Source organism: Qipengyuania xiamenensis, assembly GCF_019711495.1.
Lineage (GTDB): Bacteria > Pseudomonadota > Alphaproteobacteria > Sphingomonadales > Sphingomonadaceae > Qipengyuania > Qipengyuania xiamenensis.
Window position 1 is genome coordinate 99311 of the sequence record NZ_JAIGNM010000003.1, and the last position, 19174, is coordinate 118484.

The 19174-nt window shown below is 63.4% G+C and carries 20 protein-coding genes; 13 read left to right on the forward strand and 7 right to left on the reverse strand.

The genetic code is table 11. The features are described from left to right. Positions 1–32: 32 nt before the first annotated feature. A complete protein-coding gene (locus K3165_RS12015) occupies positions 33–719 on the reverse strand; it encodes a c-type cytochrome (protein ID WP_221549136.1) in 687 nt (228 codons plus the stop codon). Between the two features lie 133 nt (positions 720–852). Here K3165_RS12015 and K3165_RS12020 point away from each other — a divergent pair, with 133 nt between their 5' ends. Further along, complete coding sequence (locus tag K3165_RS12020; RefSeq protein ID WP_221549137.1) at positions 853–1746, forward strand: prephenate dehydratase; 894 nt, start codon at positions 853–855, stop codon at positions 1744–1746. 49 nt (positions 1747–1795) lie between these two features. Here the strand turns inward: K3165_RS12020 and K3165_RS12025 are convergent, their stop codons facing one another. Further along, positions 1796–2245 carry a hypothetical protein gene (locus K3165_RS12025; protein ID WP_221549138.1) on the reverse strand — a complete coding sequence of 150 codons (450 nt, stop codon included), beginning with the start codon at positions 2243–2245 and terminating at the stop codon, positions 1796–1798. A 200-nt stretch (positions 2246–2445) separates the two neighbouring features. After that, complete coding sequence (locus K3165_RS12030) at positions 2446–3546, reverse strand: isoaspartyl peptidase/L-asparaginase family protein (RefSeq protein ID WP_221549139.1); 1101 nt, start codon at positions 3544–3546, stop codon at positions 2446–2448. Between the two features lie 110 nt (positions 3547–3656). On the opposite strand from K3165_RS12030, the gene K3165_RS12035 reads away from it, so the two are divergent. From K3165_RS12035 to K3165_RS12045, 3 genes are all read left to right on the forward strand, one after another. After that, positions 3657–4904: a mechanosensitive ion channel gene (locus K3165_RS12035; RefSeq protein WP_221549140.1), complete on the forward strand. Its 1248-nt coding sequence runs from the start codon at positions 3657–3659 to the stop codon at positions 4902–4904. A gap of 110 nt (positions 4905–5014) precedes the next feature. Further along, entirely contained in the window at positions 5015–7087 is a 2073-nt protein-coding gene (locus tag K3165_RS12040; protein WP_221549141.1) for a S9 family peptidase, read from the forward strand. Further along, a complete protein-coding gene (locus K3165_RS12045) occupies positions 7084–8046 on the forward strand; it encodes an SDR family NAD(P)-dependent oxidoreductase (RefSeq protein WP_221549142.1) in 963 nt (320 codons plus the stop codon). The genes K3165_RS12040 and K3165_RS12045 overlap by 4 nt, the downstream gene beginning before the upstream one ends. Here the strand turns inward: K3165_RS12045 and K3165_RS12050 are convergent. From K3165_RS12050 to bufA2, 3 genes are all read right to left on the reverse strand, one after another. Further along, positions 8043–8810 carry an HvfC/BufC N-terminal domain-containing protein gene (locus tag K3165_RS12050; RefSeq protein ID WP_221549143.1) on the reverse strand — a complete coding sequence of 256 codons (768 nt, stop codon included), beginning with the start codon at positions 8808–8810 and terminating at the stop codon, positions 8043–8045. The genes K3165_RS12045 and K3165_RS12050 overlap by 4 nt on opposite strands. Next, on the reverse strand, positions 8807–9655 hold the full coding sequence (bufB, locus tag K3165_RS12055; protein WP_221549144.1) for an MNIO family bufferin maturase: 849 nt from the start codon (positions 9653–9655) through the stop codon (positions 8807–8809). The genes K3165_RS12050 and bufB overlap by 4 nt, the downstream gene beginning before the upstream one ends. Positions 9656–9749: 94 nt before the next feature. Next, entirely contained in the window at positions 9750–10040 is a 291-nt protein-coding gene (gene bufA2, locus K3165_RS12060; RefSeq protein ID WP_221549145.1) for a BufA2 family periplasmic bufferin-type metallophore, read from the reverse strand. A 207-nt stretch (positions 10041–10247) separates the two neighbouring features. On the opposite strand from bufA2, the gene K3165_RS12065 reads away from it, so the two are divergent. The 5 genes from K3165_RS12065 to K3165_RS12085 all read left to right on the forward strand — a co-directional run bounded on the left by K3165_RS12065 (position 10248) and on the right by K3165_RS12085 (position 14094). Further along, positions 10248–10535 carry a BufA1 family periplasmic bufferin-type metallophore gene (locus tag K3165_RS12065; RefSeq protein ID WP_221549146.1) on the forward strand — a complete coding sequence of 96 codons (288 nt, stop codon included), beginning with the start codon at positions 10248–10250 and terminating at the stop codon, positions 10533–10535. Between the two features lie 40 nt (positions 10536–10575). After that, on the forward strand, positions 10576–11034 hold the full coding sequence (locus K3165_RS12070) for a DoxX family protein (RefSeq protein WP_221549147.1): 459 nt from the start codon (positions 10576–10578) through the stop codon (positions 11032–11034). Positions 11035–11062: 28 nt separating this feature from the next. Then, positions 11063–11593, forward strand: coding sequence for a sigma-70 family RNA polymerase sigma factor (locus K3165_RS12075; protein WP_221549148.1), 531 nt, complete (start codon positions 11063–11065; stop codon positions 11591–11593). A gap of 2 nt (positions 11594–11595) precedes the next feature. Further along, on the forward strand, positions 11596–12237 hold the full coding sequence (locus K3165_RS12080; protein ID WP_221549149.1) for a DUF1109 domain-containing protein: 642 nt from the start codon (positions 11596–11598) through the stop codon (positions 12235–12237). Positions 12238–12315: 78 nt separating this feature from the next. After that, a complete protein-coding gene (locus K3165_RS12085) occupies positions 12316–14094 on the forward strand; it encodes a DUF885 domain-containing protein (protein WP_221549150.1) in 1779 nt (592 codons plus the stop codon). A 3-nt stretch (positions 14095–14097) separates the two neighbouring features. On the opposite strand, the gene K3165_RS12090 is transcribed toward K3165_RS12085, so the two are convergent. Further along, the gene (locus K3165_RS12090; protein WP_221549151.1) at positions 14098–15099 is read right to left on the reverse strand and encodes a zinc transporter ZntB; all 1002 of its coding nucleotides are present in this window, start codon (positions 15097–15099) and stop codon (positions 14098–14100) included. A 70-nt stretch (positions 15100–15169) separates the two neighbouring features. Here K3165_RS12090 and ispG point away from each other — a divergent pair, with 70 nt between their 5' ends. Genes ispG through K3165_RS12110 form a run of 4 tightly spaced genes read left to right on the forward strand, consistent with a single transcriptional unit; the run spans position 15170 to position 19171 of the window. Beyond that, entirely contained in the window at positions 15170–16309 is a 1140-nt protein-coding gene (gene ispG, locus K3165_RS12095) for a flavodoxin-dependent (E)-4-hydroxy-3-methylbut-2-enyl-diphosphate synthase (RefSeq protein ID WP_221549152.1), read from the forward strand. Then, on the forward strand, positions 16306–16797 hold the full coding sequence (locus tag K3165_RS12100; protein ID WP_221549153.1) for a thioredoxin family protein: 492 nt from the start codon (positions 16306–16308) through the stop codon (positions 16795–16797). Before ispG ends, K3165_RS12100 begins: the two co-directional genes overlap by 4 nt. An 18-nt stretch (positions 16798–16815) precedes the next feature. Next, the gene (locus K3165_RS12105; RefSeq protein ID WP_221549154.1) at positions 16816–18234 is read left to right on the forward strand and encodes an NAD(P)/FAD-dependent oxidoreductase; all 1419 of its coding nucleotides are present in this window, start codon (positions 16816–16818) and stop codon (positions 18232–18234) included. A 34-nt stretch (positions 18235–18268) separates the two neighbouring features. Next, positions 18269–19171 carry a histone deacetylase family protein gene (locus K3165_RS12110; protein WP_221549155.1) on the forward strand — a complete coding sequence of 301 codons (903 nt, stop codon included), beginning with the start codon at positions 18269–18271 and terminating at the stop codon, positions 19169–19171. The last annotated feature ends 3 nt before the right edge of the window (positions 19172–19174 follow it).

Here is a 19174-nt window from a genome sequence, read left to right on the forward strand (position 1 = left end):
CGGGGTTTTTCGTTTCAGCATTCAGACGAAGATCAGTCGACCTTGGTCGCGCCTTCGTTGTCGCCAGCAGCATTGGCCGAAGCGACCGGTTCGTCGGCGCCCATTGCGCCAGCGGCTTCGGCTTCGCTCGGCTCTTCGCCTTCGACGGCTACGCCCTCGGCGCCTTCCTCGGCGGCAGGAGCGGCCGGTTCCGGCTTGGCCGGTGCGCCGCCATAAGTCGCCATGAATTCCATGACATTGGCGCGATCTTCAGCCTTGGAAAGACCGGCGAAGCTCATCTTGGTGCCATTGGCAAAGCCGCGGGGGCTGGTGAGCCATGCATCCATGTTTTCCCAGGTCCATTCGCCACCGTGGTCCGAAAGGGCCGAGGAATAGGCGAAGCCCGGAGCGTGGCTGCCGATGGCCTTGCCCATCACGCCGTAAAGGTTTGGACCGATGCCGTTGGCACCGCCCTGGTCGATCGTGTGACAAGCGGTGCACTTGGCAAAGACACGCTCGCCGGCAGCAGCATCGGCCGAAGCGAGCAGCGTACCGAGATCGGGCCCTGCGTCGGCGCCGCCTTCTTCTTCCTCAGCTTCCACGAAATAACCGAAGTCCTTGTCTTCGGGATAGTCGTAGCTGTCGGCATGGAAATACATGCCCGCGCCGATTGAGGCGGCGAGTGCGACGATGCCGGAGAAGAGAACCCAGCCGGATGCGGTGTTGAAACGGTCGTCCATTGCGTGATTGCCTGCGAGAATCCGAGTGATCTGTTGGTTGCGCGTCGCTCTAGTGCCGTGGGCGCGCTCGCGCAAGTGCAAGGCTCGCAATTACGCTTGCGGTGCCGGAAAGCCGCCGATAGCAGCAGCTTTGATGCGTACTTTTGCAAGACCCGCGATCGAAATGGTCGACAGCATGCGGCAGGCGGCCGCGACCCATCCCGCACGCGCCATCGCCTTTGGCGGCGCACCGGGCTCGAACTCGCACCAAGCTGCGATGCAGTTCGATCCCGAATGCCTGCCGCTTCCCTACATGGGTTTCGAGGACGCGCTCGACGCGGTGAAACAGGGTCTTGCCGGCTGCGCGATGATCCCGATCGAGAACAGCCAGCATGGCCGCGTGTCGGACATCCACTTCCTGTTGCCCGAAAGCGGGCTGTCGATCGTGGCCGAACATTTCATGCGCATCACCCATGCGCTGATGGCGACCGGGTCGGGGCCGTTCGAAGCCGCATACAGTCACCCGCAGGCGCTGGGCCAGTCGCGCCACTTCCTTCAAGAACGCGGTATCGTCGCGCTCGCCCATGCCGATACGGCTGGTGCCGCGGCCTATGTGGCCGAGATGCAGGATCCGAAATTCTGCGCAATCGCTCCGCCGATGGCTGCCGAGCTCTACGGGCTCGACGTGATCGAGAACGAGGTCGAGGACGCACATGACAATACCACCCGCTTCGTCGTGCTTGCGAAAGAACCGCGCGACCCTGCGGGTATCGAGGCGGAAACCGCGATGACCACCTTCATCTTCGAAGTGAAGAACGTGCCTGCCGCGCTCTACAAGGCGCTCGGCTGCTTTGCGACCAACGGCGTCAACATGACCAAGCTGGAAAGCTACCAGAAGGGCGCCAGCTTCGCCGCGACACGCTTCTACGCCGATATCGAGGGCGCGCCGGGAGACCCGCGGGTCGACACTGCGCTTGAAGAACTGGAATTCCAGACAAACGGCGTGAGGCTGCTGGGCAGCTATGCGCAGGCAAGGAAGCGGGGATAGGCGTCACGGGCGGAGCGCACAAACGCCCCGCCCGCACACTTTCGCTGCGTCAATCGCGCCAGACGAGGCGCTTGATCAGTACATCGCCCAAGACTGTTCGATATTTCGCGCGGTCGCCGCTTTCGGTTTGCAGCTGCTGGATATTGCGCTGCATGTATGCACGCATCTGGCGGTTACGCGCCTCCCACTCCTCATTGCTTTCGAAACTATCGAAGCGAGTAATCAGCCAGAGGTCGGGTTCGTCAGCGCGACCATGGCTGTTCGACCAGATCTCGTAGCTTTCGATCCAACCTTGCGAGACGGCATAGTCCATCCGCTTGCGCCATTCTGTCGCGAGCCAGGTCGCGTATTTGTAGCCCCCGCCGTCTTCGATGCTGATCCCAGTAACCTCGATCCATTCGGCACCGGTCAACGGGTACTCGTCCTGCGCGACGGCAGCGTGCGGGACGGCGAAGGCCAGCGCGGAAGCCACCAAGGCACTTTTCAAAAGATGTTTCATGCGGGAATCCTCTCATTGAGTGCTGCGACCCAAGAAAGGCGTCAGGGCCTTTGCGGCCCGTAAGTTGTAAGATTATTCCCCAACGCTGCACGAAATCTGCACCCGGCACCCACGCGAGTCAAAGCGCGGCGACAAGCCCTTGAGTTATAGGACATTCAATCGGCAAGCCCGCTTTGTTGCGGCGCAGCGACTCGTGATCTCTATTCGTCGCCGTAGATCGCGACTTCGTTGACACCTTCGCTAGTGGCGCGGCCGCGGTACATGCCGCTGGTATTGAAGCTGTAAAGCGCATGGCCTTCGGGAGTGACGAGGATGATCCCGCCGTCGCCGCCAAGTTCCTTCACCTCGCCCATCACCGCATCGGCTTCTTCCTGCGCGGCGCTTTCTTCGAGCATCATTTCCGAGGCATGGACGAAATATTCCGGATTTCCGTCGCGATCTACAGGGGTCGTCACACGGGCCACGACGACATCCATGTCGAAACGATGGCGTAGCCGCGTGCAGATCTCGTGCGCCACGCCGACGCGGATGAAGTACTCGCCCCAGCCGGTCGCAGAGACGGCGCAGCTGCGGTTGTCGGCATAGGTGCCCGCCCCGATCACCGGCGCATCGCCGATGCGGTTCCAGCGCTTGCCGGTCATGCCGCCGGTCGAGGTGCCCGCGGCAAGATTGCCATGCGTGTCGAGCGCGACGGCGCCGACCGTGCCGAACTTGATGTCGACATCGATCGCGGAAAGCTTGTCAGCCTTCATCCGCTCGAGCGCTTCGCGGCGGCTGTCGGTATCGAAATACTCGCCCGGCACGAGGTCGAGGCCCTGTTCGGCAGCGAAAGTCTCCGCCCCCTCGCCCGAGAGCATGACATGCGGGCTGTCGGTCATCACCTTGCGCGCCAGCAGGATGGGATTGCGGACATTGGTGACGCCCGCCACTGCGCCTGCATTCCGGTCGCGCCCATCCATGATCGAGGCGTCGAGTTCGTGGTTGCCTTCCCAAGTGTAGACCGCGCCGCGACCGGCGTTGAACTTGGGATCGTCCTCGAGGATGAGGATCACCGCCTCGACTGCATCCATGGCTGTGCCGCCGTCTGCCAGCACCTTCGCCCCGGCATCGAGAGCGACCTGCAAGCCCGCGCGATATTCCGCCTCGGCTTCCGCGCTCATGTTCTCGCGCGCGATGGTCCCCGCCCCGCCATGGATCGCGATGGACCATTGCCCTTCGTGATTATCGGCAAGGGCCGGTACCGGACAGGCGGCAATCGCGAGCGCGAAAACAGCGGCGAGCTGGGTGAAAAATCCTCTCATTCCGCCGGGATAGCACCTTGAGTTATCCACTCAATCCCCAAGGCATGTTTTGGTTAAATCCGACACGCGTGATAGCCCTGACGTTACGGAAACCAATGGGGAGAGGTTTCATGATTCTGGATAGATATCGCTTTGACCAGCAATTGGCGATGGAGCTTGGAGAGAAGCTCCTTTTCGCAGTGGTTGCACTGGTCGTCACATGGCTTGCCGCACGCGCGGCGAAATGGGCCTTTGCCAAGCTTGTCGACACGGTCGACTTCTTCAAGCGCGGGACCGGCAACGGCACTTCTCTGGGTGAATCGCTCGGCAAGATCGTGTCCTTGCTGATCTGGCTGTTCGGCCTGCTCATCGTGCTCAACATTCTCGAACTCGGCGGGGTCGCAGGACCGATCAACAGCCTGCTCGAGAATGTCGTCGACTTCCTGCCCAACCTGCTGTGGGCGGGCCTGATCTTCTTCATCGGCATGATGGTGGCGCGGATCGTTCGCGATCTCGTGGTCACCACGCTGCAGGCAGTCGATTTCGACAAATGGGCAAATCGCGGCGGTGTCGACAACGTCACCGGCAATACCGCGATCAGCAAGACCATCGGCACAATCGCCTATGTCCTGATCGCCATTCCGGTGGCGATTGCGGCGCTCGAACAGCTGCAGATCCAGTCGATCAGCGATCCGGCTTCGGACATGCTGCGGATGATCTTCGCGGCCATCCCGAACATTATCGCAGCCGCTATCCTGCTTGGCATCGGCTACCTGATCAGCAAGTTCGTGGTGCAGATCGCCAAGGAAGTGCTGCCGGGCCTCGGTGTCGACCGGGCGCTGGCGGAAAGCGGACTGGTTGCCGAAGGCACGACTGCGAGCGGTATCATCGCCCGCATCGCGCAGGTGGCGATCATCCTGTTCTTCGCCATCGCTGCGACGCGCATCCTCGGCTTTCCCGAGCTTACGCAGATCCTCGACCAGTTGCTCGAATTGGGCGGTCGCGTGATCTTCGGAGCCGTGGTCATCGCCTTCGGCTTCTTGATCGCCAACCTGCTTGCGCGCCTGATCTCGGGCGATGCAGGAAGCAGCACGGCGGGCACCATCGTCCGCTGGGCTACGATCATCCTGTTCGTCTTCATGGGCCTGCAGTTCACCGGCATCGGCGGGATGATCCCGGCCAACGCGCTGACGATCCTGATCGGCGGCATCGCAGTGGCAGGCGCTCTGGCCTTCGGCCTCGGCGGTCGTGAGTGGGCGGCGCGCAAGCTCGACCAGATGGACAGCGACCTTGGCGGGGGGAGCGCTTCTGCGCCCAAGCCGTCGCGCCGCAAGGCGGCCGCGCCCAAGAGCGACGATCCGCTGCCGCCGGGCGCCTGACACAGAGCCAACAACCCCAGGGGAGAGATGGGGGGTTCACTGGGGCGCGGGACGAAAAGTCTCGCGCCCCTTTTTCTTTGTGCTACCCCGACGCCAAAGGGAGACAATGCATGAAGGCATGGATCGGTGCGCTCGCGATTGCAGCGGGCGCTTGGGGACAGGCAGCGCTCGCACAGGACGAAGGTGCCGAGAGCGACAGGCTGTTCACCTCGCTCGACGTTTTCGACCTCGAATATGCGGACGATCCGCGCATTTCGCCCGATGGCCGCCATGTCCTCTACACGCGGCGCTCGAACAACATCATGACCGACCGGACCGAGGGCGCGCTCTGGATTGCAGCGCTCGACGGCAGCAGCAACCGCCTCGTGCTGGACGGCGCGAGCGGCGGCGAATGGTCGCCCGACGGCAGGCGCATTGCCTATAGCGGGCGCGACGATGACGGGCGGAGCGCGATCTTTATCCGCTGGATGGACAGCGGTCAGGTCCAGCAGGTCGCCGCGCTCGACAGCTCTGCAGGAAATCTCGCTTGGTCGCCCGATGGCCGGCAGATCGCCTTTACTTCGCGTGTCGACGGCGACACGAAGCCGCTCGCCAAGGCGCCGCCCAAGCCCGAAGGGGCGAAATGGTCGCCTCCGGTCAAGGTGATCGACCATGCCCGCTATCGCAGCGACGGCTCCGGCTTCATCGACGTGACCTTCAGCCACGTCTTCGTGGTGCCCGCCGATGGCGGCACGCCCCGCCAGCTAACGACGGGCGAATTCAACCATTCCGGCCCGCTCGCATGGACGCGTGACGGCGGCGCGATCCTCGTCTCGGCCAATCGCAACGAGGGCTGGGAATTGCAGACCGTCGAAGGCGATATCTGGCGCGTTCGGCTGGACGGCGGCGTGATGCGGCAGGTGACCAGCGGAGGCGGTCTCGAAGCCTCGCCGCAGCTCTCCCCGGACGGGCGTAGCGTGGCCTTCATCTGCATGCCCAACGTCAAGCGCCCCGTGTGGCAGGTCGACGTCTGCGTGCGCGATTTCGACGGTTCGGGCGGACGCAATCTGACCGAGGGCCTCGACCGCGAGGTGAGCGATATTCGCTGGGGCGGACGGCACATCTACTTCACCTATGACGATCGCGGCATCCGCAAGATCGGCCGCGTGTCGCCGTCGGGCGGCAGCGTCGAAACCGTCGCCGAGGGACTGGGCGGAACAACGCTCGGCAGGCCCTACACCAGCGGCACATACGATGTGCATGCGAATGGCGCGCTTGCATGGACACAAGGTTCGCATGACCGACCGGCGGACCTCTATGCCAGGACCGGACGAAGCACCCGCAAGCTGACCGCACTCAATGAGGACCTGCTCGCTCACCGCGATCTGGGGCAGGTGCAGGAGATCGTCTATGTCTCCTCGCACGACGGGACCGAGATCCAGGGCTGGTACGTGACACCACCGGGCTTCGATCCGTCGAAGAAGTATCCGCTGATCCTCGAAATCCACGGCGGACCGCACGCGGCATACGGCCCGCATTTCTCCGCCGAGATCCAACGCTATGTCGCCGAGGGCTATGTCGTTTTCTACGCCAACCACCGCGGCAGTGCGTCCTATGGCGAAGAATTCGGCCTGCTACTCGAACACAAATATTCCAGCCCCGACGATGCCGCCGACCACATGTCAGGCGTCGATGCGATGATCGCCAAGGGCTTCATCGACGAGGACAACCTCTTCGTGACCGGCGGATCAGCAGGGGGCATTGCGACCGCATACCTCGTCGGCCTGACCGATCGGTTCAATGCGGCAGCAGCCGCCAAGCCGGTGATCAACTGGCTGAGCAAGACGCTGACGGCGGACAGTTACATCTTCCAGACTTACCACCAGTTCCCCGGCCTGCCGTGGGAGGTGCCGATGCATTACTGGGAGCGTTCGCCGCTCAGCCTCGTCGGCAATGTGAACACCCCGACCATGCTGTTGACCGGCGAAGAGGACCAGCGCACTCCGATCACGGAAAGCGAGCAGTTCTACCAGGCGTTGAAGCTACGCGGGATCGACACGGTCCTCGTGCGCGTTCCCGAAAGCCCGCATGGCATTGCCTCGCGCCCCTCGAGGCTGGTGGCCAAGGCCGACAATATCCTCGTCTGGTTCGAACGCTACCGGACCGACCAGACCGCAGACGACAACGGGAGTGACGACCAATGAGCGAATTCGGATTTTCGAGCACCGCAGACGGGGTCCTCGCGGACAAGGACCTGAAGGGTCGTACCGTACTGGTGACCGGCGGCTATTCGGGACTGGGGCAGGAGACCGCGCGGGCGATGGCGGCCAAGGGCGCACATGTGATCCTCTCGGGCCGCGATGCCACCAAGCTTTCGGCAACGGCCGATGCGATCGCAGAGGGTACGGGCGCAAAAATCGATACGCTGGTGTGCGACCTCGCCTCCCTCGACAGCGTGCGCAAGGCCGCGGCCGAGGCTAATGACCGCTTCGAGAAGATCGACCTCTTGATCAACAATGCAGGCGTCATGGCCTGCGACGAGGCGAAAACCGCCGACGGTTTCGAAATGCAGTTCGGCACCAATCACATCGGGCACTTCCTGCTCACCAATCTGCTCATGCCACTGGTCGAAAAAGGCGATCAGCCGCGCATCGTCAACTTGTCGAGCCGCGGCCACCACATCGCCCCGGTCGATTTCGACGATCCCAATTTCGAGAACCGCCCTTACGAGAAATGGCAGAGTTACGGCCAGTCGAAGACCGCCAACGTGCTCTTCGCCGTCGGCCTTGAAGAGCGTCTCGCCGACAAGGGTATCCACGCTTATGCGCTGCACCCCGGCGGGATCCACACGAACCTCGGTCGCCACATGACCGAGGAGGACATGCAGAACCTGATGGCGCGCATCCAGAAGGCTGCCGAGGAACGCGGCGAGAAGCCCGATCCCTTCAAGACGATCCCGCAAGGCGCGGCGACGACCTGTTGGGTCGCGACCGCGGATGAACTGGAAGGCGCGGGAGGTCTTTACTGCGAAGACTGCCACTTCGCTGACGAGGACAATGAGGACACAGGCGGCGGTGTGCGCAGCTATGCGATCGACAAGGGCAATGCCGAGCGCCTTTGGAAGATGAGCGAGGAAATGGTCGGACAGACCTTCGCCTATTAGGCGATAGCTTCGACCATCCCTTCACAAAGCCAGCGCCTGAGCATCGTGCCCGCAAGCGCGATCCCCTCGGCTCCTTGCTGCGCCACCAGCGCCTCGCAGACTTCGCCGTAACTCGCGCCGTCCATCATGGCGGTCAGCGCGCGGCCTTCCGCCTGCGACACAGTGATGAAGACGGGCCTCTCGCCCTCGCGCCAGACGATGTTGGACGAGGGTTCGGTCAGCCGGACGATCTCCGGCAGCTTGCCCGCTATGTCCAGAGAAGACCACAGGCGCTTGAGATCATGCGCCGTGTCCCGCAGCTTCAGGCCGGGCTTGAAAGCGAGGCGCAATTCGGCCCAGTCTTCCTCGTCGAAGTCGCCCGCCGATTCCAGGAAGCCTTCGCTGGTCAGTGGCCTTGCGTCGCACGCCACGAAAGCCAGGTGCATCGACCACTCGAGCCATGCCAGTTCGGCGACTTCGGGATCGCTGGGGAACAGGTACTGGCAGGTCTCGGCAAAGCCCGCACCTGCGAGGTCGAGCGTCCAGCTCGATGGCGGATGCATGATGAGGTGGTGTGCTGCGGCACGCGCGAAGGTGTCTTCGCCGACCAGCCGCTCGGTCCGCTCGAAGGTCGCGCGCAAAGCCTCGACCAGCGCGCTGCGGTAATTGTTGCGATAAATGTCGAGGCCCGCCGCATGGCGCTGCGTCCAGCCATCGGGCAAGGCGCGCTCGTCATCCAGCAGGCTCTCCATGAAAGCGGTCTGGCGGGCTGCGAGAGCGCTCATGCGGCCCGCGCCTCAAGGCTTCGATCTGCAATGCTGCGTGCGCGGTCGAGTTCGTCCAGCAACTCGCCCAGTGGCGGGATACCGTCGTCGCGCTCGATCATGGTGGCAACCGGGCCGGTTCGGGCCACGGTCCATTCGTAGAGCTCCCACACGGCCTCGCAGACTTCGCGGTCATGCGTGTCGATCACGATATCGCGTTCAGGCGTCGCGGGCGTGTGGCCGGCCAGATGGATCTGCCGCACGCGTTCCAGCGGCAGGCCGGCAATGTATTCCTGCGCGTCGAACCCGTGGTTCTGCGCACTGACGTGGACATTGTTCACGTCGAGCAGCATGTAACAGCCCGTGCGCCGCGCCATGGCGGCCATGAAGTCCCATTCGCTCATCTCGTCTTCGGGAAAGGTGAGATAGCTGGACGGGTTCTCGAACAGCATCGTACGCCCGAGCGTTTCCTGCGCATGGTCGATATTGTCGCACACCGTATCCAGCGCTTCATGCGTGAGCGGCAGCGGCAGGAGGTCGTGGCTGTTGTGCGCGCTGGTGCGCGTCCAGCACAGATGGTCGGAGACCCAGAGCGGATCGATCCGTTGGGCGAGTGTCTTGAGCCTCGCCAGATACTCGTCATCGAGCCCGCTGGCAGAGCCAACGGACATCGACACGCCGTGGAGGATGACGGGATGCTTCGCACGCACCTCTTCGAGGATGCGTAGCGGCTTGCCGCCTTCGACCATGTAGTTCTCGGATATGACCTCGACGAAATCGACCGGCACCTCGCCCTCGAGGAAATCGGCGTAATGTGTCCGGCGAAGGCCGAGGCCGTAGCCGTGAAAGGGTGCGATGGAGGTCATGTCCTGCGCTTTCCTTGATCTGATGTGATGGCGGCCCGGCGACGGGAGGGACGAAGGGGGGGTAAAGGTCCCGATCACCGGGCCGCCAAAACGGTCAGCCGAGGTCGCCGATGGTGCCGCCCTTGGTCAGGCATTCGCCGGCCTTCATGGCCTTGAAGCCGTGGCCCTTGCATTCGTTCTGGCCCTTGCAGGCATTTTCGCTGGTGGCGCAGTCGGCCTGGCCCTTGCAGCTGTGAACGCCGTAACAGTGGACGGTGTCTTCGGCATTCAGCGCGCGACCGGTGCTTCCGGCAGGTGCGTCGGCAGCAAAGGCGGTGAGCGAGCTGAGCGCGAAAGCGGCGGCTGCAGCAGCGGTTGCGGCGGTCTTGCGGGTGGCAGTGTTCATGGCATTCAATCCCTTATTTTTGTGCGCATCGGCGCGGATGGGTGTGCGGGGGTGCACGAGGGATCGTTCGCCGGCGTGGCCCCGGCGGTTACAAAAAAGAATTTTCAGACAAGTCGTAACCGGTCCGGTTTTGCTTCCGAATGACAGGCCAGTTCCGGCGCCCCCGACACCGGACGGACCCTGAAAACCATTTGGAAGAGTATCGCCATGAACAGCAAATCGATCGCCAGCCTTGCCGGCCTCGCCCTTACCGCCGGTGTCGCCACCGGCCTCGCCACGACCCCCGCCGCCGCCCAGAGCAAGCCCGCGATGGAGAAGTGCTACGGCGTCGCCAAGGCTGGCGAGAACGACTGCGCCGCCGGTCCCGGCACCAGCTGCGCCGGAACCTCCACCCGCGACTATCAGGGCAACGCCTGGAAGCTCGTGAAGAAGGGCACCTGCGAGAAGATCGAGACGCCCAAGGGCAAGGGCTCGCTGACACCGATCAAGCGCTAAGCGCTCCCCCTCTTCGCCAGCACCACACGAGGTGACGCAGATGCAAAACGTACTGACCCTTCACGATCGCCTGACGGCATTTCTGGCCTCCCGCCTGCCCGAAGGCCTTGCATTGCTGGTCACCCGCGTGGCGCTGGCGGGGATCTTCTGGCGATCGGGCCGGACCAAGGTGGAAGAAGGCACTGCCCTGTCGATCAACGACACGACCTACTTCCTGTTCGAACATGAATACACCGGCCTCCCCCTGCCGGTGGACCTTGCCGTCCCGCTCGCCACCTATGCCGAGCACCTGTTCCCCGTCCTCCTGGTGCTCGGCCTTTTTACCCGTTTCGCCGCCCTTTCGCTGCTTCTCATGACGCTGGTCATCCAGTTCTTCGTCTATCCCGAGGCATGGTGGGCGACACATATCCTGTGGGTTGCCATGGCCGCGATCCTCGTCAGCCGTGGCGGGGGCCTGTTCTCCCTCGACGCCCTGCTCGCTTCACGGCGCGCGCGGTGATAGTCAGGACCAGACGGGAGCGGACACCATGATCGCCGACGAACAGGAAATGGCCGCCATGATGGCCGCTGCGCAGAAAGGCGATGCGGGCATGTACCGCGCGCTGCTCGCGGAAGTGCAGCTCTGGCTCGAACGCTATTACAGGAAGCGCGTCGCCCCGGCCCAGCTCGACGATCTTGTGCAGGAAGTGATGATGGCCGTGCACCACAAGCGCGCCACCTGGGATCCGACCCGCGCATTCTACCCGTGGCTCGCGGCGATCGCGCGCTATCGCTGGGTCGATCACCTGCGCAAGGTCTACCGCTCGGCGGAAGACGAGCTGGGCGATCACGATGCACCCGAAGACAGCAAGGAAGAGGCCGTGATGGCCCGCATGAGCCTGGAACGGCTGTTCGTGCACCTGCCCGAGAAGCAGTCCGAAGTCATCGAACTGGTCAAGATCGAGGGGCTGTCGATTGCCGAGGCCTCGGAAAAGACCGGCCAGAGCGAAAGCCTGGTCAAAGTGAATATCCATCGCGGGCTCAAAAAGCTGTCCGCGCTCGTTGAGAAGGCAGAATAACAATGAACCGGGTTCCCAACTCCCTGATCGACACGCTGGCTAGCGAACTTGAGCCGGTGCAGCCGATCCGCCTGTGGCACGGCATGGCGCTGGTTGCCCTGTCGGCCGTTGCGACGGTGATCCTCGTCGAACTGCTCGACGGGCTGTGGCACGGCATCGTGCAGGGCCGCGCGTCGGGCATCTTCTTCATCGCCAACGGCATGTTCGCGGTTGTCGGTGCGGCCGCGGCCCTTGCGGTCGTGCGCATGGCGAGCCCGAGCGTCGGCAACAGGCAGGACGGCGCGCGCTGGTCTGCCGGTATGCTGGCACTGCTGCCGATCTCGGCCGGATTGATGCTGGGCGTCGGCGGCCTGTATTCCGCGATCTCGAGCGACATCTACGGTCTCGACTGCTTCCTTGCAGGCACGGGCTTCGGCCTCGTTACCCCTGCGGCGCTCGTCCTGTGGCTGCGCCGCGGCGCGCCGGTATCGCTCAGTGCTGCAGGCACGCTCACAGGTCTGGCCGCCGGTGCGATCGGTAGCTTCGCTTACGGGCTTGCCTGCCCGATCGACACGATCGAGCACCTCGCCATCTGGCACACCGCCCCGGTGGCACTGCTGGCGGTCGTCGGACGGTACGCAGTCCCGCCGCTCGTCCGCTGGTAAGGCGCGTTCGTCTAGCACCAGCTTGCAATAGGCGCGGCGAAGGCGCACCCCTGCTGGCAACACAGAGGGGAGAAATCCATGAAGACCTTCGCCGCAGCCATCGCGCTCGCCACCGCCAAGACCATTGCCCTGCCTGCTACGCCGCTTGCAGCACAGGAAGCACCCGCGACGCCGGACTGGGTCGAAACCAGCAACGCCTACACCCAGAAGGTCATCGCCATGCAGGCGACGTTCTTCCCGACCGGTGCCTCCTCGGCCGGCTATGAACAGTATGATGGCCTCGTCAACGACATGTCGGCCGACCGCGACGAGCGCTATATCGCCGCGGCCCGATCGCTGATCACGGAGTTCGAGGCGGCCAAGGCCATGGAGACGAACCCCTACGTCCTGCAGGACCTCGACATCCTGATCGGCTCGCTGAAGCAGGACATCGAGGGCATCGAGCTCGGCAACAAGTACATGCTCGATTTCTCGCAGGTGCCGCAGGGCATGTTCGGGAATATCGGCCAGCTCCTGTCCGACCAGACCGCCGAACACCGCCGCGGAAAGGCACTCGAGCTGCTGCAGCGCTACACCGGCACCTGGCCCGATACCGAGCCTATGACCGAGCTCGCCAAGCGTCGCTTCGAAGCAAGCCGCGGCGAAGGGAAGATGGGCCCCTATGTGGTCGAGGTCGAGGAATCGATCGGCAAGATCCCGACCTTCATCGCGGGCATTCGCGACCTCTTCGGCAAATACGAGATCGAAGGTGCGGACGAAGCACTCGATGCCATGGAAGCGCAGCTTACCGACTATGGCGAATGGACACGCTCGACCGTGATCCCCGCCAGCCGCGATAGCGCGCGCCTGCCGGAAGAACTCTACGCGCTCAGCCTCAAGCAGGTCGGCATCGACATGGCGCCGCGCGAATCCATGCAGCAGGCCCGCCGCGGTTTCTATGAACTGCGCGCACAGATGGAAGCGCTCGCCCCGCAGATCGCGGAGAAATACGGTTGGGAGGAAACCGACATGGCCTCGGTCATGGCGAACCTCAAGAAGATGACCGTGCCCAATGACGAGATCGAGGACTTCTACCGCGAAGTGAACCGCGAGCTGGAAGCCAAGATCCGCGAGAACGAGATCGTCTCGCTGCCCGATACCGAATTGCAGATGCGCGTTGCTTCGCAGGCCGAAAGCGCCGCCCAGCCCGCGCCGCACATGCGCCCGCCGCGCCTGATCGGAAACACCGGCGAACAGGGCACATTCGTCCTCACGGTTGGCAATCCGACCGCAGGGCCGGAAGACCGCTATGACGATTTCAACTTCCCCGCCGCCAGCTGGACGCTGAGCGCGCACGAAGCGCGTCCGGGCCATGAAATGCAGTTTGCCGCGCTGGTCGAGCAAGGCGTATCGCTCGCCCGCATGCTCTATGCCTTCAACAGCGTGAACGTCGAAGGCTGGGCGCTTTATGCCGAGGCTGAAATGCTCCCGCACGAGCCGATCGAGGGCCAGTTCATCGCACTGCAGTTCCGCCTGCTGCGCGCCGCCCGCGCCTTCCTCGACCCGAGCCTCAACCTGGGGCTTATGACACGCGACGAGGCCGAGCGCGTGCTGCGCGAAGAAGCGCTGTTCTCGCCCGGCATGACCAAACAGGAACTCGACCGCTACGAATTCCGTATGCCCGGCCAGGCAGGTTCGTACTACTATGGCTATCGCAAGCTGATCGACCTGCGCGTCGAGACCGAGCTCGCGCTGGGTGCGGACTTCAACGAGAAGGCGTTCAACGACTTCCTGCTGAGCCAGGGCATCATCCCGCTCGAACTGATCGCCAAGGCCGTCCGCGAGGAGTTCATCCCCTCGCAGAAGGCGGGCGGCTGATAGCTAGAGCCAGCGCAATCGCCTGAACACCACGATCAGCGCGACGAACAGGAACAGGCACAGGGCTACCACGCGCCAGAAGGCGTCGGGGTCGTCCATGCCGGGCATGCCGCCCACATTGATGCCGAGCAGTCCGGTCAGAAAGCCGAGCGGCAGGAAAATTCCCGCCACGATGGTGAGCATGTAGGTCGCGTGCTCGCTGCTCGCGAGGCTGCGGGCGCGCAGTTCGTCCTGCAGCACCAGCGCGCTTTCCTTGCTGATGTCGATATCGTCGAGATAGCGGCGCAGGCGCGCGATACTTTCGGCGATCTCGCGGCGGTCTTCTTCCTCGAACCAGTAGGGAGAATCGCGGCTGATCTGTTCGAGCGCCTCGTGCTGCGGCGCCATGTGGCGTTTCAGGCCAAGGCAGTTGCGCCGGATGGTGGAGATGCGTTTCAGCATGCCTTCCGGATCCTTTTCGGGATCCTCGTCCTCCAGCGTGTCGAGCACGAAGTTCATGTCGACGATCGACTGGCTCATTCGTGCGATCATAAGTTCGGCGAGCAGCGTGATCGTGGCCCCCGCATCGGGCGGCCCGCTCCCGCGGTCGAGCATGGCCATGACCTCGCGCGGTGTTTGTAGCGGATGACGGCGCAGCGTGACGAGCCGCCGCCCGTCGCACCACAATTGCATGGAGATCATGTCTTCCGGTTCCGCACCGGGATTGAAGTTGATCCCGCGCAGAGTTCCGACAAGCGTTTCGCCATCGCGGAAGGCACGCGGGCGGGTCTGGTCGCTGGTGAGCAATTCGGCCGTGGGTTCGGGGACGTGGAGCTGCTCCTCCAGCCATGCCTGTACGCCCGGGCGATTGCGGCACAGATGCAGCCACAGGACCTCGCCCGGCGCTGCGGGTTGCCAGGCCTGCGCTTCTTCCCAGCCGATCTCGCGCGCCCCGCCCTTGCCGTCGAGGACGCGCCCGAAAAGGAGCGCTTCCGTCGTAATGATCTCGTCAGTGTCTTCGCTCATTCAAGCCTCATGCAGCAAGTCGCTGTGCCTGTCATTGCTCCTTCATCAACCCTCCCCTATATCGCGCCACATGTCTTCCGTACGCCCTTGGCGCGATATCGAGCGCCGCCAGTCCCGCCAGATCATGGTCGGCAATGTCCCCGTCGGCGGGGATGCGCCGATTTCGGTCCAGACCATGACCAATACGCCAACCGAGGATGTAGCTGCCACGATTGATCAGATCCGCCGCTGCGAGGACGTCGGAGCAGACATCATCCGCGTGTCGTGCCCGACCGAGGAATCGACGGCGAATTTCGACAAGATCACCAAGGCGGCGAACGTCCCGATCGTTGCGGACATCCATTTCCACTACAAGCGCGCGCTCGAAGCAGCAGACAAGGGCGCGGCCTGCCTGCGCATCAACCCGGGCAATATCGGTTCGTCGGACCGCGTTGCCGAAGTCGTGCGCGCGGCCAAGGCGAACGGCTGCGCGATCCGTATCGGTGTGAACGCCGGTAGCCTCGAGAAGGACCTGCTCGAAAAATACGGTGAGCCTTGCCCCGAGGCGCTGATCGAAAGCGCGCTCGATCACATCAAGCTGCTGCAGGATCACGATTTCCACGAATACAAGGTCGCGGTGAAGGCCAGCGACGTGTTCCTCGCGGTCGCTGCCTATCACGGGCTGGCGGACGCGGTGGACTGCCCGCTGCACCTCGGCATTACCGAGGCGGGCAGCCTGATCGGCGGCACCGTCAAGTCGAGCATCGGCATCGGTAGCCTGCTCTGGGCGGGCATTGGCGACACGATCCGCGTCTCGCTCTCGGCGGAACCGGAGCAGGAAGTCAAAGTGGGCTTCGAGATGCTCAAGGCGCTGGGCCTCAGGACCCGCGGCGTACGCGTCGTATCCTGCCCGAGCTGCTCGCGTCAGGGCTTCGACGTGATCCGCACGGTCGAAACGCTCGAAAAGCGGCTCGAGCACATCAAGACGCCGATGAGCCTTTCGGTCCTTGGCTGCGTGGTCAATGGACCCGGCGAAGCGCGCGAAACCGATATCGGCCTGACCGGCGGCGGATCGGGCAAGCACATGGTCTACCTCTCGGGTGTGAAGGATCATCACATCGAGAGCGAGGACATGCTCGATCACATCGTAAGGCTGGTAGAGGAAAAGGCGGCAAAGATCGAAGCCGGCGAAGCAACCGCATTCGATCCGCACGCAGAGGCTGCGGAATGAAGCGTGCAGTCCTGACGCTGGCCGCCTCGCTAACGCTTGCAGCTTGCGCCAGCACTCCCGAAGCACCGGTCGCGCATCATCCTGAGGCGCGGTCCTTCACCGTATCCGATGACGCTTCCGCCCAAGTCGATGCCGCACTCGAGCGCGCCATGTCGAGCGGCAAGCACGTCATGCTGGTTATGGGTGCCAACTGGTGCCACGACAGCCGCGCGCTTGCTGGCTGGCTCGAAACGCCGCGCTTCCAGCAACTGGTCGAGGCGGAGTACGAGCTGGTCTTCGTCAATGTCGGCATGCCGCAAACAGGCGACGGGCATAATCTCGACATCGCGGCCCGTTTCGGTCTTGAAGAGCTTCCCGGCACGCCGAACCTGCTGGTTCTCACACCCTTCGGAACTCTGGTAAATGCCGATACCGCGACCACATGGCGTAATGCAGCCAGCCGCAGCGAAGACGAAATCTACGACGAGCTGGTGCGCCTCGCCAGCTAAGCAACGGGAGATACGCCGATGACCCTCGAAACCGACTATCTGGTCATCGGCGCGGGCGCGACGGCGCTGTCCTTCGTCGACACGTTGATCGCCGAAGATCCCGATGCCGACGTCATCATGGTCGACAGGCACTCCGCGCCCGGCGGACACTGGAACGACGCCTATTCCTTCGTCGCGCTGCACCAGCCGAGCGCCACCTATGGCGTTGAAAGCGTGCCGCTGGGCCACGACCGGATCGACGAGGAGGGCCCGAACAAGGGCTTTTACGAGCTTGCCAGTGGCGCCGAGGTGCTTGCCTATTTCCAGTCGGTCATGCGCGACCACCTGCTGCCCACGGGCCGCGTGCGCTATTTCCCGAACAGCGAGTACCTAGGCGACAAGGCTTTCCGCAATATCTTCTCGGGCGAAGAGCACGCGGTGAAAGTCCGGCGCAAGCTGGTGGACACCACCTATTTCGCGACTTCCGTTCCCACGACGCATACCCGCAAGTTCGCGGTGGCCGATGGAGTGCGCGTCGAAGTACCCGGCAAGCTGCCGGAATTGTGGCGCGCCAAGGAGGGCATTCCCTCGCACGTCGTCATCCTGGGTGCAGGCAAGACCGCAATGGATGCAGGCGTCTGGTTGCTCGAGGCAGGCTTTGCGCCCGATGCGATAACCTGGGTCAAGCCGCGTGAAAGCTGGCTCATCAACCGCACCATCACACAGCCGGGCGAGGAATTTTTCGAAGGAACCGTCGGCGGACAGCTCGCGATCATGAAGGCTGCGGCAAAAGCAGAGAGCGTGGCCGATATTTTCCACCGGCTGGAGAAGGACGGCGCCATGCTGCGGATCGACACCGGGGTCGAGCCGAAAATGTTCCACTATGCCACCATATCCGAAGGCGAAGTCGACCGCCTGAGGACGATCGGCAATGTCGTCCGCAAGGGACGGGTGCAGTCGATCGAACCGGGCCGCATGATCCTCGCTGAGGGAGAGGTCGAGGTTCCCGAAGACACGCTGTTCGTCGATTGCACGGCATCGGCGGTCACACCCAAGCCGGTCTCGCCGCAATGGCAGGACGACAAAATCGTGATGCAGTTGCTTCACGTCCCGCTCGTTACATTGAACGCGGCGGTGACTGCCTTTGTCGAAGCCAATTTCGACACCGACGAGGAAAAGAACGCGCTGTGCAAGCCGGTCACCTTCGTCGACGATATCGACGGCTATGCAGGCACTTTGCTGGGCACGGGCCAGAACCGCTTCCTGTGGGCGAGCAATCCCAAGATCTCGAAATTCCTCTCGCAGTCCCGCCTCGATCCCGCCGCGCCCACGGTGCGTTGGCTGAAGGAAAACGCGCCCGAACGCCTCGCGATCGTGTCCGAGATGCCCGCCGCGACCATGGCAGCTGTCCCGAACCTGCAGAAACTGGTCGCAGAGGCGGCCACTAAGCGCGGGTAGAGCCATTCTCCACGTCGTCCACCACGCCGATTACATGGCGCCCGCCCCTACGCGCGGGACCTTCCGCTTCGACAAGTACATGGCGGTCATGGTGGCCTTGCGCGAAAGCGGATATCCGCTGACCGAGCACGCACCTGCCCCCATGCCGCGCCGCTGGCTGGAGGCTGTCCATTGCCCCGACTATGTCGAGCAGGTCTTCACGGCCAGCGTTCCGCACGAAAAGGAGCGGCGGATCGGCTTTCCCGTCACTCCGCATATCGCGCAGCGCGTGGCTCATACCAATGGCGGCACATGGCTCGCCGCGCAGCTTGCTAAGCAACATGGCTATGCCGCGAATTCGGCAGCCGGCAGCCATCATGCGTTGCACGATACGGGCGCTGGATATTGCGTCTTCAACGACCTTGCCGTGTGCGCGAACCGTCTGATTGCGGAAGGCGACGCGGCCCGCGTTCTGATCGTCGATCTCGATGTCCACCAAGGCGACGGGACGGCCAGCCTGACAGCAGGTCGTGACGACATTTTCACCCTGTCGCTCCATGCTGAGAAGAACTTCCCCGTTCGCAAGGCCCGCTCCAGCCTCGATGTGCCCCTTGGCGACGGAGTCGACGACGAAGGCTACCTCGAGGCGCTCGATCGCCACCTTCCGGGCATCTTCGCAGATTTTGCGCCCGACATGGTGCTCTACCAGGCAGGCGTGGACGTACACGGAAACGACAAGCTTGGCCGTCTTTCCCTTACCGACGAAGGGCTGGAGCGCCGCGACGCCTATGTCATTGATGAGACACGCAAACGCGGCATTCCCGTCGCCAGCGCGCTAGGCGGAGGATACGGGCGCGATCCGCGCGAAGTCGCCGATCGCCACGCGCGTTCGATGCTCGCCTGCGCGCGGACCAATGCTCGTTCAGCTTCCGCTAGTGTGTCGGATGTTATAGGATAGGCA

Bases quoted from the DNA above. Each gene is read 5' to 3' on its own strand.
- K3165_RS12025 (WP_221549138.1), bottom strand. From the start codon at position 2,245: ATGAAACATCTTTTGAAAAGTGCCTTGGTGGCTTCCGCGCTGGCCTTC.
- K3165_RS12090 (WP_221549151.1), bottom strand. From the start codon at position 15,099: ATGAGCGAAGACACTGACGAGATCATTACGACGGAAGCGCTCCTTTTC.
- K3165_RS12085 (WP_221549150.1), top strand. From the start codon at position 12,316: ATGAAGACCTTCGCCGCAGCCATCGCGCTCGCCACCGCCAAGACCATT.
- bufA2 (WP_221549145.1), bottom strand. From the start codon at position 10,040: ATGAACACTGCCACCCGCAAGACCGCCGCAACCGCTGCTGCAGCCGCC.
- K3165_RS12075 (WP_221549148.1), top strand. From the start codon at position 11,063: ATGATCGCCGACGAACAGGAAATGGCCGCCATGATGGCCGCTGCGCAG.
- K3165_RS12105 (WP_221549154.1), top strand. From the start codon at position 16,816: ATGACCCTCGAAACCGACTATCTGGTCATCGGCGCGGGCGCGACGGCG.
- K3165_RS12045 (WP_221549142.1), top strand. From the start codon at position 7,084: ATGAGCGAATTCGGATTTTCGAGCACCGCAGACGGGGTCCTCGCGGAC.
- bufB (WP_221549144.1), bottom strand. From the start codon at position 9,655: ATGACCTCCATCGCACCCTTTCACGGCTACGGCCTCGGCCTTCGCCGG.
- ispG (WP_221549152.1), top strand. From the start codon at position 15,170: ATGTCTTCCGTACGCCCTTGGCGCGATATCGAGCGCCGCCAGTCCCGC.
- K3165_RS12070 (WP_221549147.1), top strand. From the start codon at position 10,576: ATGCAAAACGTACTGACCCTTCACGATCGCCTGACGGCATTTCTGGCC.
- K3165_RS12030 (WP_221549139.1), bottom strand. From the start codon at position 3,546: ATGAGAGGATTTTTCACCCAGCTCGCCGCTGTTTTCGCGCTCGCGATT.
- K3165_RS12050 (WP_221549143.1), bottom strand. From the start codon at position 8,810: ATGAGCGCTCTCGCAGCCCGCCAGACCGCTTTCATGGAGAGCCTGCTG.
- K3165_RS12065 (WP_221549146.1), top strand. From the start codon at position 10,248: ATGAACAGCAAATCGATCGCCAGCCTTGCCGGCCTCGCCCTTACCGCC.
- K3165_RS12015 (WP_221549136.1), bottom strand. From the start codon at position 719: ATGGACGACCGTTTCAACACCGCATCCGGCTGGGTTCTCTTCTCCGGC.
- K3165_RS12035 (WP_221549140.1), top strand. From the start codon at position 3,657: ATGATTCTGGATAGATATCGCTTTGACCAGCAATTGGCGATGGAGCTT.
- K3165_RS12100 (WP_221549153.1), top strand. From the start codon at position 16,306: ATGAAGCGTGCAGTCCTGACGCTGGCCGCCTCGCTAACGCTTGCAGCT.
- K3165_RS12110 (WP_221549155.1), top strand. From the start codon at position 18,269: ATGGCGCCCGCCCCTACGCGCGGGACCTTCCGCTTCGACAAGTACATG.
- K3165_RS12020 (WP_221549137.1), top strand. From the start codon at position 853: ATGCGTACTTTTGCAAGACCCGCGATCGAAATGGTCGACAGCATGCGG.
- K3165_RS12040 (WP_221549141.1), top strand. From the start codon at position 5,015: ATGAAGGCATGGATCGGTGCGCTCGCGATTGCAGCGGGCGCTTGGGGA.
- K3165_RS12080 (WP_221549149.1), top strand. From the start codon at position 11,596: ATGAACCGGGTTCCCAACTCCCTGATCGACACGCTGGCTAGCGAACTT.